The sequence below is a fragment of the Variovorax sp. LARHSF232 genome (assembly GCF_052871435.1).
Genome location: NZ_JBIXJS010000008.1, coordinates 228008 through 243152 on the forward strand (window position 1 = coordinate 228008; position 15145 = coordinate 243152).

Here is a 15145-nt window from a genome sequence, read left to right on the forward strand (position 1 = left end):
GCCCGCCTATCAGTCTCGCAAAGCATTCTGTGGAAAGTCGACGCGCCATCGGGCGTGATGAGTGCTGGTCGGATATGTTGCGGGCCACTGGACCGATCGCTGTGTGACCTACAGCTGCACAGCCAACTGCCCTTGGCAGACGTACTTGATGTGCATGTACTCGTCCAGGCCATGCACCGAGCCTTCGCGGCCATAGCCGGACTCCTTCACGCCGCCGAAGGGCGCGGCCTCTGCCGCCAGTGCGCCTTCGTTGATGCCGACGATGCCCGATTCCAGCGCCTCGGCCACGCGCCAGATGCGGCGCACGTCGGTTGAGTAGAAGTAGGCCGCGAGCCCGAAGGGCGTGTCGTTGGCGGCGGCGATCACCTCAGCCTCGGTCTCGAAGCGCGTGACTGGCACCACCGGCCCGAAGGTCTCTTCGCAGCTGCATTCCATGCTTGCGTCGGCGTTGACCAGCACGGTCGGCGCAAAGTAGTTGGGGCCGTCGCAGCGCGCCGAGCGCAGCCGCTGGCCGCCGACGACGATGCGTGCGCCCTTCTCGACGGCATCGCGCACATGGCGTTCGATCTTCTCGACCGCACGCGCGTTGATCATCGGGCCGATCTGCGAGTTCGGCTCGGTGGCCGGGCCGACCTTGAGGACACCGACCCGCGCAGCCAGCTTGTCGACGAAGGCGTCATGCACCTTTGCCTGGACGAACACCCGGTTCGGACACACGCAGGTCTGGCCGCCGTTGCGGAACTTGGCGGCCATCAGGCCCTCCACTGCGGCGTCGATGTCAGCGTCTTCGAAGACGATGAAAGGCGCATTGCCGCCGAGTTCGAGCGAGAGCTTCTTGAGCGTGTCGGCCGAAGCGCGCGCGAGGTGCTTGCCCACCGGCGTCGAGCCGGTGAAGCTGATCTTGCGCACACGCGCGTCGGCGAGCCAGACGTCCACCACCTCGGGCGCGCGTTCGCGCGAGGCGGTGACGATGTTGATCACGCCCGCCGGCACGCCCGCCTCCTGCGCCAGCTTGACGAGCGCGAGCGAGGTGAGGGGCGTGTCTTCGGCCGGCTTGCACACCACGGTGCAGCCGGCGGCCAGCGCGGGCGCGATCTTGCGCGCGATCATGGCCGCCGGAAAGTTCCATGGCGTGATCGCGGCGACCACACCGACCGGCTCCTTCAAGGCGAGCATGCGGCGGCCCGTCACCGGCGCCGGAATCACGTCGCCATTGGCGCGCGTCGCCTCCTCGGCGAACCACTCGACATAGCTCGCGGCGTAGGCGACTTCGCCCTGGCCCTCGGCCAGCGGCTTGCCCTGTTCGCGCGAGATCAGGCGGCCCAGGTCCTGCTGATGCGCGAGCATGAGGTCATTCCAGCGCTTGAGAATCCGCGCGCGTTCCTTGGCCGGTACGGCGCGCCAGGCGGGAAAGGCTGCATGCGCAGCATCGACCGCGAAGCGCGCGTCGGCGGCCGTGCCATCGGGCACGCTGGCGAAGACGGTATCGGTGGCGGGGTCCGTCACATCAAGCCAGCGGGCATCGCTGGCCGCACGCCATTCGGCGCCGATGAGCTGGGTGCCAGGCATCAGGTCCTGGCGTTCAAGGGTCAGTGTCATGGTCGAAAAGATCGAAGAGGTTAACGGGTTCAGGCAGCGGCGACACGCTCGGCGATGGCCATGCCCAGCTCGGTGGTCGAGGCGGTGCCACCGAGGTCACGCGTGCGCGGGCCGTCGCGCAGCACCGCCTCGATAGCAGCCAGGATGGCGTCGTGCGCGGCGCGGCCCGCGCCCTGTCCTTGCGTGAGGAAGTCCAGCATCAGCGCGCCCGACCAGATCATGGCGATGGGGTTGGCGATGTTCTGGCCGTAGATGTCGGGCGCCGAGCCGTGCACCGGCTCGAAGAGCGACGGGAACCGGCGGTCCGGGTTGAGGTTGGCCGAGGGCGCGAGGCCAATGGTGCCAGTGGTCGCGGGGCCGAGGTCGGAGAGGATGTCGCCGAACAGGTTGCTCGCCACCACCACGTCGAAGCGCGTAGGCTGCAGCACGAAGCGCGCCGAGAGGATGTCGATGTGCTGCTTGTCGATCGTGACCTCGGGGTAGTCGCGGCCGATCGCATCGGCGCGGCCGTCCCACCACGGCATGCTGATGGCGATGCCGTTGCTCTTAGTGGCCACGGTCAGGTGCTTGCGCTTGCGCGCCTTGGCGAGCTCGTACGCGTACTTCAGCACGCGATCGGTGCCGTGGCGCGAAAAGACCGACTCCTGGATCACGATCTCGCGCTCGGTGCCTTCGTACATCACGCCGCCAAGCGAGGTGTATTCGCCCTCGGTGTTCTCGCGCACCACCAGGTAGTCGATGTCGCCGGGCTTGCGGCCCGCGAGCGGACAAGGCACACCCTCGAACAGGCGCACCGGGCGCAGGTTGATGTACTGGTCGAACTCGCGCCTGAACTTCAGGAGCGACCCCCACAGCGAGACGTGGTCGGGCACAGTCTGGGGCCAGCCGACGGCGCCGAAGTACAGCGCGTCGACCCCCTGGAGCTGCTGCTTCCAGTCGTCGGGCATCATCTGGCCGTGCTCGGCGTAGTAGTCGCAGCTCGCCCAATCGATGGTGCGGCAGTCGAGCTCGAAGCCAAAGCGCGCGGCAGCCGCCTGAATCACGCGCAGGCCCTCGGGCATCACTTCCTTGCCGATGCCGTCGCCGGCGATGAGTGCGATGCGGAAGGTGGGTGTCATGTCGGTTTTCATCATGTTGCTGCCGCAGCGATGCGGTCCATGTCGTCCAGCCAGCCCTGGCGCAGCTCGGGCACCGAACGGGCCAGCAGTTCGTAGTAGGGGTGGTGCGGGCCACGCTCGTAGTCGGCGCGCGCCACCTGCGCGAGCTTGCGGCCGTGCTGCATCACGACGATCTCATCGCACACCGCGCGCACCGTGTGCAGGTCGTGGCTGATGAACAGGTAGGACACGCCGAGCTCGCGCCGCAGCTCAGCCAGCAGATCGAGCACCGCCGCGGCGACCACGGTGTCCAGCGCCGAGGTCACCTCGTCGCACAGGATCAGGTCCGGCTCGGCCGCGAGTGCGCGCGCGAGGTTCACCCGCTGCTTCTGCCCGCCCGAGAGGCCGCCCGGCAGCCGGCCAGCGACCGTCTGTGGCAGCTTCACGAGATCGAGCAGCTCCCGAATGCGGCGCTTCAGCGGCTCGCCGCGCAGCCCCTTGTAGAACTGCAGCGGGCGCGCCAGGATGCGCTCGATGGTCTGCGACGGGTTGAGCGCCGTGTCGGCCATCTGGAACACGATCTGAATGCGGCGCAGCTCGTCCCGCTCGCGCTGCTGCAGCGTCGGCTTGAGCTCGCGGCCGCGGAACAGCACACTGCCGTGGCTGGGCTTGAGCAGGCCGGCCACCGCCCGCGCCAGCGTGGTCTTGCCCGAGCCCGACTCGCCGATCACGCCAATCGCCTGGCCGCGGTGGAGCTTGAGGTCGATGTCCTGCAGGATCGGGTTGGCCGGACGCCCCTGCGCATCCATCGGGCCGTAGCCGGCCGAGAGCTGCTGCACGTGGAGCAGCAGCTCGGGCTCGTCGTTCGCTGCCTTGCCCGATTCGCGCGGCACCGGCCGGGCGGCGGCCAGCAGGCACTTGGTGTAGTCGTCCGCCGGCGCCGAGAGGACCTGTCCGGTCGCGTTCAACTCGCGCATCTTTCCGTCGCGCAGTACCAGGATGTGGTCGGCCATCTGCGCCACCACGGCCAGGTCGTGGCTCACATACACCGCGGTGGCGCGGCGCTCGCGCACCACGCGGCGAAAGGCGTGCAGCACCTCGATCTGCGTGGTCACGTCCAGTGCGGTGGTCGGTTCGTCGAGGATCACCAGGTCCGGGTCGCCGATCAGCGCCATCGCGGCCATCAGCCGCTGCAGCTGGCCGCCGGAGACTTGGTGCGGATAGCGCGCGCCGATGGTTTCCGGGTCGGGCAGTGCGAGCTCGCGGAACAGCTGCACCGCCTTCGCCTCCGCCTCGGCCCGCGTGCACAGCCGGTGGATGACGGTCGGCTCGACCACCTGGTCCATGATCGTTCGCGAGGGATTGAAGGAGGCCGCCGCGCTCTGCGCGATGTAGGAGACGGTGCGGCCACGCAGTGCGCGCTGCTGCGCGGCATTTAGCGCGAGCACGTCGGTGGCGCCGATCTGCACCAGGCCGGCCGAAATGCGGCAGCCGTGGCGCGCATAGCCCATCAGCGCCAGCGCGGTGGTGGTCTTGCCGGAGCCGGACTCGCCGATCAGCGCCAGCACTTCGCCGGGCTGCACGGAGAAGCTCAGGTTGTCCACCAGCGTGTACGCGCCGGCGCAGATGCTGAGGCCCTGGACAGTGAGTGGTGCGCCCATCAGCGTGCTCCTCTTTCGCGGGCGGTGCGGCCCGGCAGGTTGTCGATCACCAGGTTGACCGAGATGGTCAGGCTCGCAATGGCCAGCGCCGGCACGATCACCGAGGCGCCGCCCATGGCCAGCGCGCCGATGTTTTCGCGCACCAGCGAGCCCCAGTCAGCCGCCGGCGGCTGGATGCCCAGACCGAGGAAGCTCAGGCTCGCCAACAGCAGCACGACGTAGACGAAGCGCAGTCCCAGGTCGGCCAGCATCGGACCGATGATGTTGGGCAGGATCTCGCGCAGCATGATGTAGAGCGTGCCTTCGCCGCGCGTGCGCGCCACGGTCACATAGTCGAGTGCGTTGATGTTGACGGCCAGCGAGCGCGCCATGCGGTAGGCGCCCGGGACGTAGATGATGGCCGCGGTGATCACCAGCATCGCCACCGAGGAGCCGAAACCCGCCACCATGATCAGCGCAAACATCTTGCTCGGGATGGCAGTGAGCGTGTCGAGGCCGCGGCTCAGCACCGCGTCGATCCAGCGGCCGCTGGCGGCGGCCAGCAGCGCCAGCGTGATGCCGGTGCCGCTCGCCAGCAGCGTGGCCAGCAGCGCGACGCCGATCGTGTAGCGCGCCCCTTCGATGACGAGCGCCAGCATGTCGCGGCCGAGGTAGTCGGTGCCCAGCCAGTGCGCCGCGCTGATTGGCAAGAAAACGTTCGAGGTGCCCGCGGCCGCCGTGCTGTGCGAGAGCAGCCAGGGACCAAGCAGCGCCGCGAGCAGCCAGAACAGCAGCACCGCGAGACCAAGCAGGCCGGATGGACCGAAGCCGGTGAGCCAGCGCAGCGGGCCGCCCCGGCGCTCCTGCGGCAGTGGCGCCAGGGAAGCCGTGGCGCTCACGACCGTTGGAGAGGTGGACGTTTCCATGGTGCTTTCCTCAACGGTGCCGCAGCCGCGGGTTGGCGAGGATGCCGCAGATGTCGGCCGTCGTCACCAGGATCAGGTAGGCGCAGCAGAAGATCATGGCGCAGGTTTGCACCAGCGGCATGTCGCGCTGCGATACGCCGTCGACCATCAGCTTGGCGATGCCCGGGTAGTTGAAGATGGTCTCGACGATGATCACGCCGCCGAGCAGGTACGACAGGCTCAGTGCCACGGCGTTGGCGATCGGCCCCACCGCGTTGGGCAGCGCATGCGCCAGCACCATGCGCATCGGCGAGGCGCCCTTGAGCCGCACCATCTCGATGTAGGGCGCCTCGAGCTGGTCGATGACCGCCGCGCGAGTCATGCGCATCATCTGCGCGACGATCACGCAGCACAGCACCAGCACCGGCATGGCGAAGGCGCGCAGCATCTGCCCGACCGACTCGATGTCGTTGACGAAGGAGAGCGCGGGCAGCCAGCGCAGCTGGACCGCGAACACCAGCACCGCCAGCGTCGCGACCAGGAACTCCGGCACCGACACCACGCCCACCGCCGTCGTCGAGGCGGCGCGGTCGAACCAGGAGCCGCGCCAGACCGCCGAGGCGATGCCGAGCGCCAGCGCGATCGGAACGGAGAACAGCGCCGTGACGGCGGCCAGCAGCAGCGAGTTGGGCAGGCGGCTGGCGACCAGCTCGGCCACCGGCATCTGCGTGGTGGCCGAACGGCCGGCATCGCCCTGCACCATGCCGAGCAGCCACTTCGCGTAGCGCTCGGGCGCAGGCACGTCCAGGCCCATCTGGGCGCGCAGCGCAGCCACCGCCTCGGGCGTGGCGTCCTGGCCGAGTTGCTCCTGGGCGGCGTCGCCGGGCAGCACGGCGGTGATCGAGAAGACGATCACCGACACTGCGAGCAGCGACACCAGCGCCAGCGCGATGCGCTGGGCAAGAAGCTTCAGGATCACATGGTTCATCTGGGTGCTCCGTAGGGCCAGACGCGCGGCTGGGCAGGCGTCATGCCTCCAGCCATACGTTCTCGGCGAAGTTGTAGCCCATCAGGCCGCCCAGGGGGATCGGCGACAGGCCCTTGAGCTTGGAGGTGTGGCCGTCGATGCTTGTCAGGAACAGCGGGATGCCGATGCCGGCGTCCTGGTGGATCATGGTCTGCATGTCGGCGTACATCTGCTTGCGCTTGGCCAGGTCGATCTCTGCACGCGAAGCCAAGAGCAGTTGGTCGAACTTCTCGCTCTTCCAGCGCGACTCGTTCCACGCTGCGCCTGACTGGAAGAACTGCGTCAGCAGGACATCGGCACTCGGGCGCGGGTTGACGTTGCCGAAGCCCACAGGACTGTTGAGCCAGTGGTTGGACCAGTAGCCGTCGGCCGGCATGCGCTTGATGTCCAGTTCCAGCCCCGCGCGCTGCGCTGTCTGCTGCAGCAGGAGCGCCATCTCGACCGAGTACAGGGCCGCGGGCGAAGCCACCATCGGCACCTTGCCCGTCACGCCGGACTTCTGCAGATGGAACTTCGCCTTGTCCAGGTCGAAGGGCCGCTGCGGCAGGCCGGCGAAGTAGAAGCGGTTGGTCGGGTCGATCGGCTGGTCGTTGGCGACCACCGCATAGTCGAGCGCGATGGTCTTCTTCATCTGTTCGCGATCGAACAGGTACTTCATCGCCAGCACGAAGTCCGGGTTGGCGCCGGGGCCCACGTCCTTGCGCATCACCAGGTCGGAATACTGGCCCGATTGCGTGGTGAAGATCGCATAGCCGGGGGTGCCCTTCACGCGCTCGACCGAGCGCGGATTGACCGAGCCCACCAGGTCCATGCCGCCGGACAGCAGCGCGTTGACGCGCGCGCTCTCATCGCCGATGCCCACGAATTCGATCTCGTCCAGGTAGGGCTTGCCGGGCTTCCAGTACGCGTCGTTGCGCACCATCAGCGAACGCACGCCGGGCTTGAATTCCTTGAGCTTGTAGGGGCCCGTGCCGATGCCGGCATTGAAATCGGTCGTGCCTTCTTTGACGATGTGGAAGTGGAAGGTGCCCAGGATCACCGGCAGATCGGCGTTCGGTGAGCTGAGCACGAAGGTCACTTCGTTGGCGCCGGTGGCCTTGGCGCTTTCGATCTGGTCGGCCAGGATCTTGGCCTTGGAGGCGGTGGCCGGGTCCTTGTGACGCATCACGGAGAACACGACGTCGGCGGGCGAGAGCGCCTTGCCGTCGTGAAAGGTCACGCCCTTGCGCAGCGTGAATACCCAGGTCTTGGCATCCTTGGTCGTGAACGACTCGGCCAGGGCGGGCTGCGGCGTCAGGCTGCCGTCCAGTGACGTGAGGCCGTTGTAGATCATGTTGCAGCGCGAGTAGTCGGTGTGATTCGACTGCTTGGCCGGATCCAGCGTGTCGGTTGCGGCGGCGGTCGCACCGGCCACGCGGATGCGGCCTCCGCGCCGGGGCGTCTGCGCATGCGCGGACATCGCCAGGCCTCCCAGGCTGCCGGCCAGGGTGGCCTGCATGCCGCCGGCCATCAGCATCGTCAGGATGTCGCGCCGGGTGGCACCGCGGCGCAGCGCCTCCATCACGCGCAGGCTGTCGCGCGGACCGACAAGACGGGTCAACGGGTTCTGGATGTCGTTCATGGTGGCATCTCCTGGTAAATCTGTTTGTAGAAGCGTGGGGAAAAGAATCTTGTTGCGCGACAGGCTCAGGCCAGCCTGTCCTTGAGCGTGTAGTACAGGCCCACCGCCGGCAGGAACCACGGCGGGCCAAAGTGACCGGGGATGGCAGGCCAGTCCCGACCCTGCCAGGGATTGGCGCTCTCATCGCCACCCATCACGGCAGCCATGCGCTCGCCCATGTGGACTGACATCTGCGTGCCGTGGCCGCTGTAGCCCATTGCGTAGTAGAGGCCGTCGCGCACGCCGGCGTGAGGCAGACGGTCCTGCGTCATGTCGACCAGGCCGCCCCAGCAATAATCGAGCCGCACGTTGCCCAGTTGCGGAAAAATCTCGGCCATATTCGCACGCAGGATCTCGCCGCTCGCCGCATCCATCTGCGGGCTGGAGACGGCGAAGCGCGCGCGTCCACCGAATACCAGCCGATGGTCGGTGGTGAGCCGGAAATAGTGGTGGATGTTCGCCACCGTCACGTAGGTGCGCCGGCCAGCGAGCAGGGCCTGCGCGCGCGCTGCGCCGAGCGGCTCGGTGACGACGATGAAGCTGCCGATCGGCACGATGCGCCGGCGCAGCCAGCCGAAGCTGGCGTAGCCGCCGTGGCGCGTGGCGCCGGTGGCCAGCAGCACCTGCTGCGCCGTGACGGTGCCGCGCGCGGTGTGCAGCCGGTGCGCAGGGCCAGAACCCAGGCGTTCGAGGCGATGCACACTGGTCCCGGTGTGGATCTGCGCACCATGGCGCTCGGCCGCTGCCGCCAAGCCCTGTGCGAAACGACCCATGTGCATCTGGCCGCTTCGCTTGTAGAGCAGGCCGCCGTGGAAGCGCTCGCTCTGCACCTCGGCACGCACGCGCGCCGCGTCGAGGATCTCGACATCGCTGTCCACAGCGTCGGCGATGAGGCGCTCTCTGCTGCGCTCAAGCGCAGCCATCTGGTTCGGTCGCGTCGCGAGCTTGAGCTTGCCATGGCGCAGGAAGTCGCAATCGATCGCCTCGTCGCGCACCAACCGAGCCACGGTGTCCACTGCATCGTCGTAGGCGCGGTACCAGGCGCGGGCACGCTCGACGCCGACCTTGGCGGCGACCTCCGCATAATCGACCGCCAGTCCGTTGTTGACATGTCCGCCGTTTCGGCCTGACGCCTCGGCCGCCACGCGCTCGCCGGCCTCGAGCACCAGCACGTCGGCACCGCGGCTGGCCAGTGCCCGTGCCGCCGACAGGCCGGTGAAGCCGCCGCCGACGATCGCCACATCGACCCGTGCCGGCAGATCGCGCGGCGCTGGGACGAACGCGGGCGCCGAATCGGTCCAGTAGGAATCGAGCTTCATGGCGTGCTGCGGTAGTGCGGGTGCAGGTGAATCAGAGGCCGACGACGCCGGGCAGGCCGCCGATGTCTTTGATCTCGACGTAGCGGTAGGCCGGATTGCCCGGGCCGTGGCCACGATTCACGAAGACCTTGTTGACGATGCCCAGGTCGTCTGCCGACATCAGGTCGTAGCGCAGGCTGGAGGAGACGTGCAGCACGTCCTCCGGGTTGCAGCCCAACGAGTCGAGCATGTATTCGAAGGCCTGGAGCCGCGGCTTGTAGGCCTGCGCCTGCTGCGCCGTGTAGACGCGGTGGAAGGGCGCGCCGAGCATGGCGACGTTCTTCTGGATCTGGTTGTCCGAGGCATTCGACAGGATCACCAGGGGGATCTCCTTGGCGATCTTGGCCAGGCCGGCAGGCACGTCCTCGTGCGGGCCCCAGGTGGGCACCGCGTCGTAGTACTTCTGCGCTTCGCTGTCCAGGTACTGGATCTTCCACTTCTTGCACAGGCGGCGCACCGCGTTCTTCAGCACCACCTCGTAGGGCTGCCAGTCGCCCAGCACCTCGTCGAAGCGATAGGCCGAGAAGTCGGCGATGAACTGCTCCATGCGCTCGGCCGGGATGCGGTCGGCGAACATGTCGCGCGCCATGTCGCCCATGCGAAAGCGTGTCAGCGTGCCGTAGCAGTCGAAGGAGATGTACTTGGGACGGAAGCTCATGATCACGAATCCTGTTTCAAACCGGTTGCCGACCGGCGCGGGTTGTCTGCCTTGCAGGGCAAACGCGACAAACTCACTACGGGGTGATTGCAGCACGCAGTCGCGTGAGAGTTGTAGGGAAATCGGGCGTTTGCCGAACCAAAGCTGCGGTTTGGAGGGAGTGCGGCGGCATGCCGTGCGGTCTGCCCTCAGTGGGTGCGGTGGTGCACCTCAGTGCGTCGCGGCGAAGTCGATTGGCACGCTTTTGAAGCGAAGATTGGCCTCGACCGCCTGGCGCAGTCTGGACCGTGACGAAGGGGGCCGACGATCTCTTCGCGCACCGCCCGTGGTGCAACCATCGCCCTGCACGACAGAAGGCCGGTACACGGCCATGCGGCCGGTGTCGGGGACGAGGCGTCCCGCCGATGAAATGGCCCGGGCACCTGGATTTGTTGAGGGTCGAAGACTTGCATGGAGGTAGGGTCGCGGGTGGCACCGGAAATGCCGATCGATCCTAGGCAGATCGGGACAGCATTTGTGTGCGTAAGCGCGCCCGCTGCGGCAGCGAATTGCAAAACGCGGGTGCGCGACAGTCGAAGCTTGCAAGTTGCGAGTGCCCATGAATTCGGTCTGGTGTCGGGCGCCGATGTCGTCCAAGATGGGCAAGCCCTTCAACCGCCACAGAGAGTTTTTCCATGCCCGATCCCACCCTCAATCCCTCAGTCATGGATGGCGTGGTGCTGAGACCGATGACGTCCGCCGACCTGCCGCTCGCCCACGCGCTGTCGGCCGAACTGCGCTGGCCGCACCGCCAGGCCGACTGGGAGCAGGTGTTCGCGCATGCGGAAGGCACTGTCGCCGAGCGCGACGGCGAAATGGTCGCCACCGGCCTGCGCTGGCGGTGGGGCGAGCGCCATGCCACCATCGGTCTGGTGATCGTGACGCCGGCCTGCCAGGGGCGGCGTATCGGTCACCGGATGATGAGTGCGCTGCTCGACGGCCTGGAGGACCACACGGTGCTGTTGCACGCGACCGCCGAGGGGCGGGGCCTGTACGAGCGGCTGGGCTTTGTGCGCACCGGCGAACTGCGCCAGCACCAGGGCGCCGCACAGCCGGCGCCGCTGGTCGCGCTCCCACCGGGCTGGCGCCTGCGGCCGGCCGGTCTGAATGAAGCGCCGGCACTGCAGGCCCTCGACGCCGCGGCGCGCGGCATGCCACGCGATGCACTGATCTGCGAACTGCTGGGCAGTGCCGATGCCTGCGTCGTGCTCGACCACGACAGCGAGCCGCGCGGTTTTGCGATGCTGCGCCGCTTCGGCCGCGGCCATGCGATCGGCCCCGTAGTTGCGCCGGACGCCGAGGGCGCGAAGGCGCTGATCGCACACCTTGCGAGCTTGAATGCCGGTCACTTCACGCGCATCGACATCGATTTTGCGAGCGGTCTGGCGGAGTGGCTCGAAAGCATCGGGCTGCTGCGTGTGGATGCGCCCACGACGATGGTGCGAGGCACCCCGCTCGCCAAAATGCCGGGCGGTCCGGCCCTGTTCGCGATCGTGACGCAGGCCATGGGCTGACCGGATCGGCCATGCCCACCACCTTCCTCTACAAGTCCGACCCGGTGCGCGGGCGCCAGTGGGCCGAGGTGTTCCGGCGCCGCGCGCCGGACATCGACTTTCGGATCTGGCCGGACATCGGCGATCCGGCGCACGTGCGCTTCCTCGCGGCCTGGGAGCCGCCGCAGGACCTGGGCGCGCTCTTTCCGAATCTCGAGCTGCTGTTTTCCTCGGGCGCGGGCGTCGATCAGTTCGACCTGGCCGCGCTGCCGGCCGCGCTGCCGGTGGTGCGTATGGTCGAGCCCGGCATCGTGCGCGGCATGGTCGAGTATGTGACGCACGCGGTTCTCGGCCTGCACCGCGACATGCCGCAGTACCGGCGCCAGCAGCATGAAGGCCAGTGGCGCCCGCTGCCGGTGCGGCCTGCTGGCGAACGGCGTGTCGGCGTTCTCGGTCTCGGCTCGCTCGGCCAGGCGGTGCTGGCGCAGCTGGTGTGCCTGGGCTTCGATTGCGCGGGATGGAGCCGCTCGCTCCATTCAATGGAAGGCGTGCAATGCCACGCGGGCGAAGAGGGGCTGGAGCCCTTCCTGGCGCGCACCGACATCCTCGTGTGTCTGCTGCCACTGACCGAATCGACGCGCGGCTTCCTCGATGCGCGGCTGTTCTCGATGTTGCCGGGAGGAGCGAGCCTCGTGCATGTCGGGCGCGGGCCGCAGCTCGTGAACGCCGACTTGCTCGACGCGCTCGCCGACGGGCAGATCGGCGATGCCGTGCTCGACGTGACCGAGCCTGAGCCGCTGCCGCCGGCGCATGCCTTCTGGCGGCATCCCCGGATCCAGCTCACGCCCCACATCGCGAGCATGACGCAGCCGCTGAGCGCGGCGCAGGCCGTGCTGGACAACCTGCGCCGCTTCGAGGCCGGTCATCCGATGATCGGCCTGGTCGATCGCGCCCGCGGGTACTGAGCCTGCCTTGCCGCCCGCAACAGTAAGATGCGGGCCCCAAGCCCATGCCATGCCCTTGCGCCGCGTACTGATTCGACTTTTGCTGCTGGCCGTGTTCTTCAACACGGTCATCGGCATGCCTGCGCACGAGGCGGGGCATCTGCGGCAGGCGGAGGGGGTGGCGACGGCACTGTCTGGCCTGGATGCGGACGGCGCCGATGCGTCGCAGGAGCAGGGCGGTGAAGCGCACGGTGTGTGCGCATGGTGCCTTGCGCTGGGGCATCTCGGCACTGCACTCGCATCTCGGCCGGCCGTGCAAGCGTCGGCTTTGCCCGCCGAGCTTCCAGCATCGCGGGCGCCGGCGGAATTCATACTTGGTCCCGGCCGTTGGCCGTTCGCCTCGCGCGACCCTCCTCGCGCTGCCGCCTGACGCCCGCCACTTCGGCGGCGCTGTCCTTCCCCTCTCCTGCCTGTCGCCCGGCGTGAAGCTTCGCGCCACGGCGCCTCGCCCCTGTTTTGGTCTCGGCCGCGCTGAATCTGCGCGGCCGAGCCGTCGTACCGCGTGCCATTCATGACATCCATCCAGTATCCCGGGGCCGGTGCGCCCCTGCCTCTCGCCCTTGCCGTGGCTGCCCTGTTTTCGGGGCCGGTCGGCGCCCAGCCTTCGGAAGCCCCCCAACTGTCCACCATCGAAGTGGTGGGCCGCACCGAGTCGGGTGCGTACCACGCCGAAGAAGCCGCCGGCGCCAAGACCGATCTACCGCTGCGCGAGCTGCCCCAGTCGGTGCGCATCGTCACGCGACAGGCCATCGACGACCTGCGCGCGACCCGGCTCGACGACGTGCTGGACTACGTCGGCGGCGTCTCGCGCCAGAACAATCTCGGCGGCCTGTGGGACAACATCGCCATCCGTGGCCTGCCCGGCAACGAGAACACCGGCATGGCCACGCTCTTGAACGGCTTTTCCTCGAACCGCGGCTTCAATGCCCCGCGCGACCTGGCGAGCGTCGAGCGCATCGAGTTCCTCAAGGGGACGGCGGCCGCGCTGTACGGCAGCAGCGAGCCCGGCGGCACGCTGAACATCGTGTCGAAGCGGCCGCTCTGGAAGGCGGCCCACTCAGTGGAAGGTTATCTCGGCAGCTATGGCCTCAAGCGCGGCGCCTTCGACAGCACCGGGCCAATTGGCGAAGACTTTGCCTACCGCCTCAACGTCGCAGTAGAAGACCGCGACAGCTTCCGCGACCACGTGAGTGCGCAGCGGCGGGTGGTTGCGCCCGCCTTCACCTGGAGGCTCGGGCGCGACACCGTGCTGGACTATTCGGGAGAGCTGCTGCGGCACAGCACCCCGCTGGACCGGGGCGTGGTCGCCGTCAACAACCGCCTGGGCGCCATACCGCGCAGCCGCTTCCTGGGCGAACCCGCCGACGGTGACGTGACGGTGGACAACCAGACCCATCAGTTCATCCTGTCGCACGAATGGAGCTCCACCTGGCGCAGCCGGCTGGGCCTGTCGTACCGCGAAACCTCGTTGAACGGATTCTCGACCGAGGCGTCGGCCCTGCTCGCCGACAACGCCACGCTCACGCGCCAGCGGCGCTTTCGCGACTTCGACTCGGACGACCTCGCCTTGCAGGCTGAACTGCAAGGCAATGTGAAGACCGGTGCCATCGAGCACGAACTGCTGTTCGGCCTGGAAACGTTCCGCTTCGACATGGACACGCTCATGCTGCGCGCCAATCCGACGGCCGCGCGGCCCTATGCGATCGACATCTACGACCCGGTCTACGGCCAGCCCCAGCCGGTGCCGGGCCCCAATACCAATACCCTCGAGCAGCAGCGCAACACGGCCTTCTACGTGCAGGACGCGGTCAAGCTCGCGCCCGAATGGCGCCTGGTTGCCGGCGTGCGCGTGGACAACTACCGCCAGTCGCTGGACAACCGCATCAGCAACACGAGCACGCGCCAGGATCCGTCGGCGACCTCGCCACGCGTCGGCCTGAGCTGGCTGCCGGCGCCGCAGTGGACGGTGTACGCGAACGCCGGCCGCTCCTTCCGCCCCAACGCCGGAATCGACTTTGCCGGGCAGGGCTTCGAGCCGGAGAACGGCCGTGCGCTCGAACTGGGCACCAAGTGGGAAAGCGCGGACAAGGCCATGGGTGCGACCGCCGCCGTGTTCGACATCCGCAAGCGCAACGTGCTGACCTCCGACCCGGTCAACACGGGCTATTCGATCGCTGCGGGCGAGGTGCGCAGCCGCGGCTTCGAACTGGACGTCGCGGGCCAGCTGACGACGAACTGGCGCCTCAATGCCAGCCTGATGCTCGACGACGCACAGATCCTGAAGGACAACACGCTGGAGATCGGCGGGCGCCTGCTCAACGTGCCCAAGGTCAGCGGCAGCTTGCTCGCGGTCTACGAGAGCATGTTCGCTAATGGACAGCGCTACGGCGTCGGCGGCGGCCTCACGTACGTGGGCAAGCGGCTGGGCCAGGCCCGCACGCAGGCCGAAGCAGCCGCCGGCACACCCGCCTTCGATCTGCCGAGCTATACCACCGCCAAGCTGGTCGCCTACTGGCGCATCAACCCGGCGCTGCGCGCCACGCTGGACGTCGACAACCTGTTCGACACGGACTACTACACCAGTTCCTACAGCCGCCTGTGGGTGACACCGGGCACGGCGCGCGCCATCACCATCGGCTTGCAAGCCAAGTTCTGAACCCGATCG

General features: G+C 68.0%; 12 protein-coding genes. 4 read left to right on the forward strand and 8 right to left on the reverse strand.

Annotated elements, in window-relative coordinates; genetic code table 11:
- Positions 1–108: 108 nt before the first annotated feature.
- From ACIPRI_RS20355 to ACIPRI_RS20390, 8 genes are all read right to left on the reverse strand, one after another.
- A complete protein-coding gene (locus tag ACIPRI_RS20355) occupies positions 109–1599 on the reverse strand; it encodes an NAD-dependent succinate-semialdehyde dehydrogenase (RefSeq protein WP_446623284.1) in 1491 nt (496 codons plus the stop codon).
- Positions 1600–1628: 29 nt separating this feature from the next.
- Entirely contained in the window at positions 1629–2717 is a 1089-nt protein-coding gene (locus ACIPRI_RS20360) for a tartrate dehydrogenase (protein ID WP_446623339.1), read from the reverse strand.
- An 11-nt stretch (positions 2718–2728) separates the two neighbouring features.
- Positions 2729–4357, reverse strand: coding sequence for an ABC transporter ATP-binding protein (locus ACIPRI_RS20365; protein WP_446623285.1), 1629 nt, complete (start codon positions 4355–4357; stop codon positions 2729–2731).
- Positions 4357–5262, reverse strand: coding sequence for an ABC transporter permease (locus ACIPRI_RS20370; RefSeq protein ID WP_446623286.1), 906 nt, complete (start codon positions 5260–5262; stop codon positions 4357–4359). Before ACIPRI_RS20370 ends, ACIPRI_RS20365 begins: the two co-directional genes overlap by 1 nt.
- A gap of 10 nt (positions 5263–5272) precedes the next feature.
- A complete protein-coding gene (locus tag ACIPRI_RS20375; RefSeq protein ID WP_446623287.1) occupies positions 5273–6229 on the reverse strand; it encodes an ABC transporter permease in 957 nt (318 codons plus the stop codon).
- A gap of 40 nt (positions 6230–6269) precedes the next feature.
- Positions 6270–7889 (reverse strand): ABC transporter substrate-binding protein, encoded by a 1620-nt coding sequence (locus ACIPRI_RS20380; RefSeq protein ID WP_446623288.1) that lies wholly within the window; start codon positions 7887–7889, stop codon positions 6270–6272.
- 65 nt (positions 7890–7954) lie between these two features.
- Complete coding sequence (locus ACIPRI_RS20385; RefSeq protein ID WP_446623289.1) at positions 7955–9247, reverse strand: NAD(P)/FAD-dependent oxidoreductase; 1293 nt, start codon at positions 9245–9247, stop codon at positions 7955–7957.
- A gap of 31 nt (positions 9248–9278) precedes the next feature.
- A complete protein-coding gene (locus tag ACIPRI_RS20390) occupies positions 9279–9944 on the reverse strand; it encodes a haloacid dehalogenase type II (RefSeq protein ID WP_446623290.1) in 666 nt (221 codons plus the stop codon).
- Between the two features lie 674 nt (positions 9945–10618).
- Here ACIPRI_RS20390 and ACIPRI_RS20395 point away from each other — a divergent pair.
- From ACIPRI_RS20395 to ACIPRI_RS20410, 4 genes are all read left to right on the forward strand, one after another.
- The gene (locus ACIPRI_RS20395; RefSeq protein ID WP_446623291.1) at positions 10619–11497 is read left to right on the forward strand and encodes a GNAT family N-acetyltransferase; all 879 of its coding nucleotides are present in this window, start codon (positions 10619–10621) and stop codon (positions 11495–11497) included.
- An 11-nt stretch (positions 11498–11508) separates the two neighbouring features.
- Positions 11509–12441 (forward strand): 2-hydroxyacid dehydrogenase, encoded by a 933-nt coding sequence (locus tag ACIPRI_RS20400; RefSeq protein WP_446623292.1) that lies wholly within the window; start codon positions 11509–11511, stop codon positions 12439–12441.
- 49 nt (positions 12442–12490) lie between these two features.
- Complete coding sequence (locus tag ACIPRI_RS20405) at positions 12491–12850, forward strand: DUF2946 family protein (RefSeq protein WP_446623293.1); 360 nt, start codon at positions 12491–12493, stop codon at positions 12848–12850.
- A 141-nt stretch (positions 12851–12991) separates the two neighbouring features.
- Complete coding sequence (locus tag ACIPRI_RS20410) at positions 12992–15136, forward strand: TonB-dependent siderophore receptor (RefSeq protein ID WP_446623294.1); 2145 nt, start codon at positions 12992–12994, stop codon at positions 15134–15136.
- Positions 15137–15145: the final 9 nt, after the last annotated feature.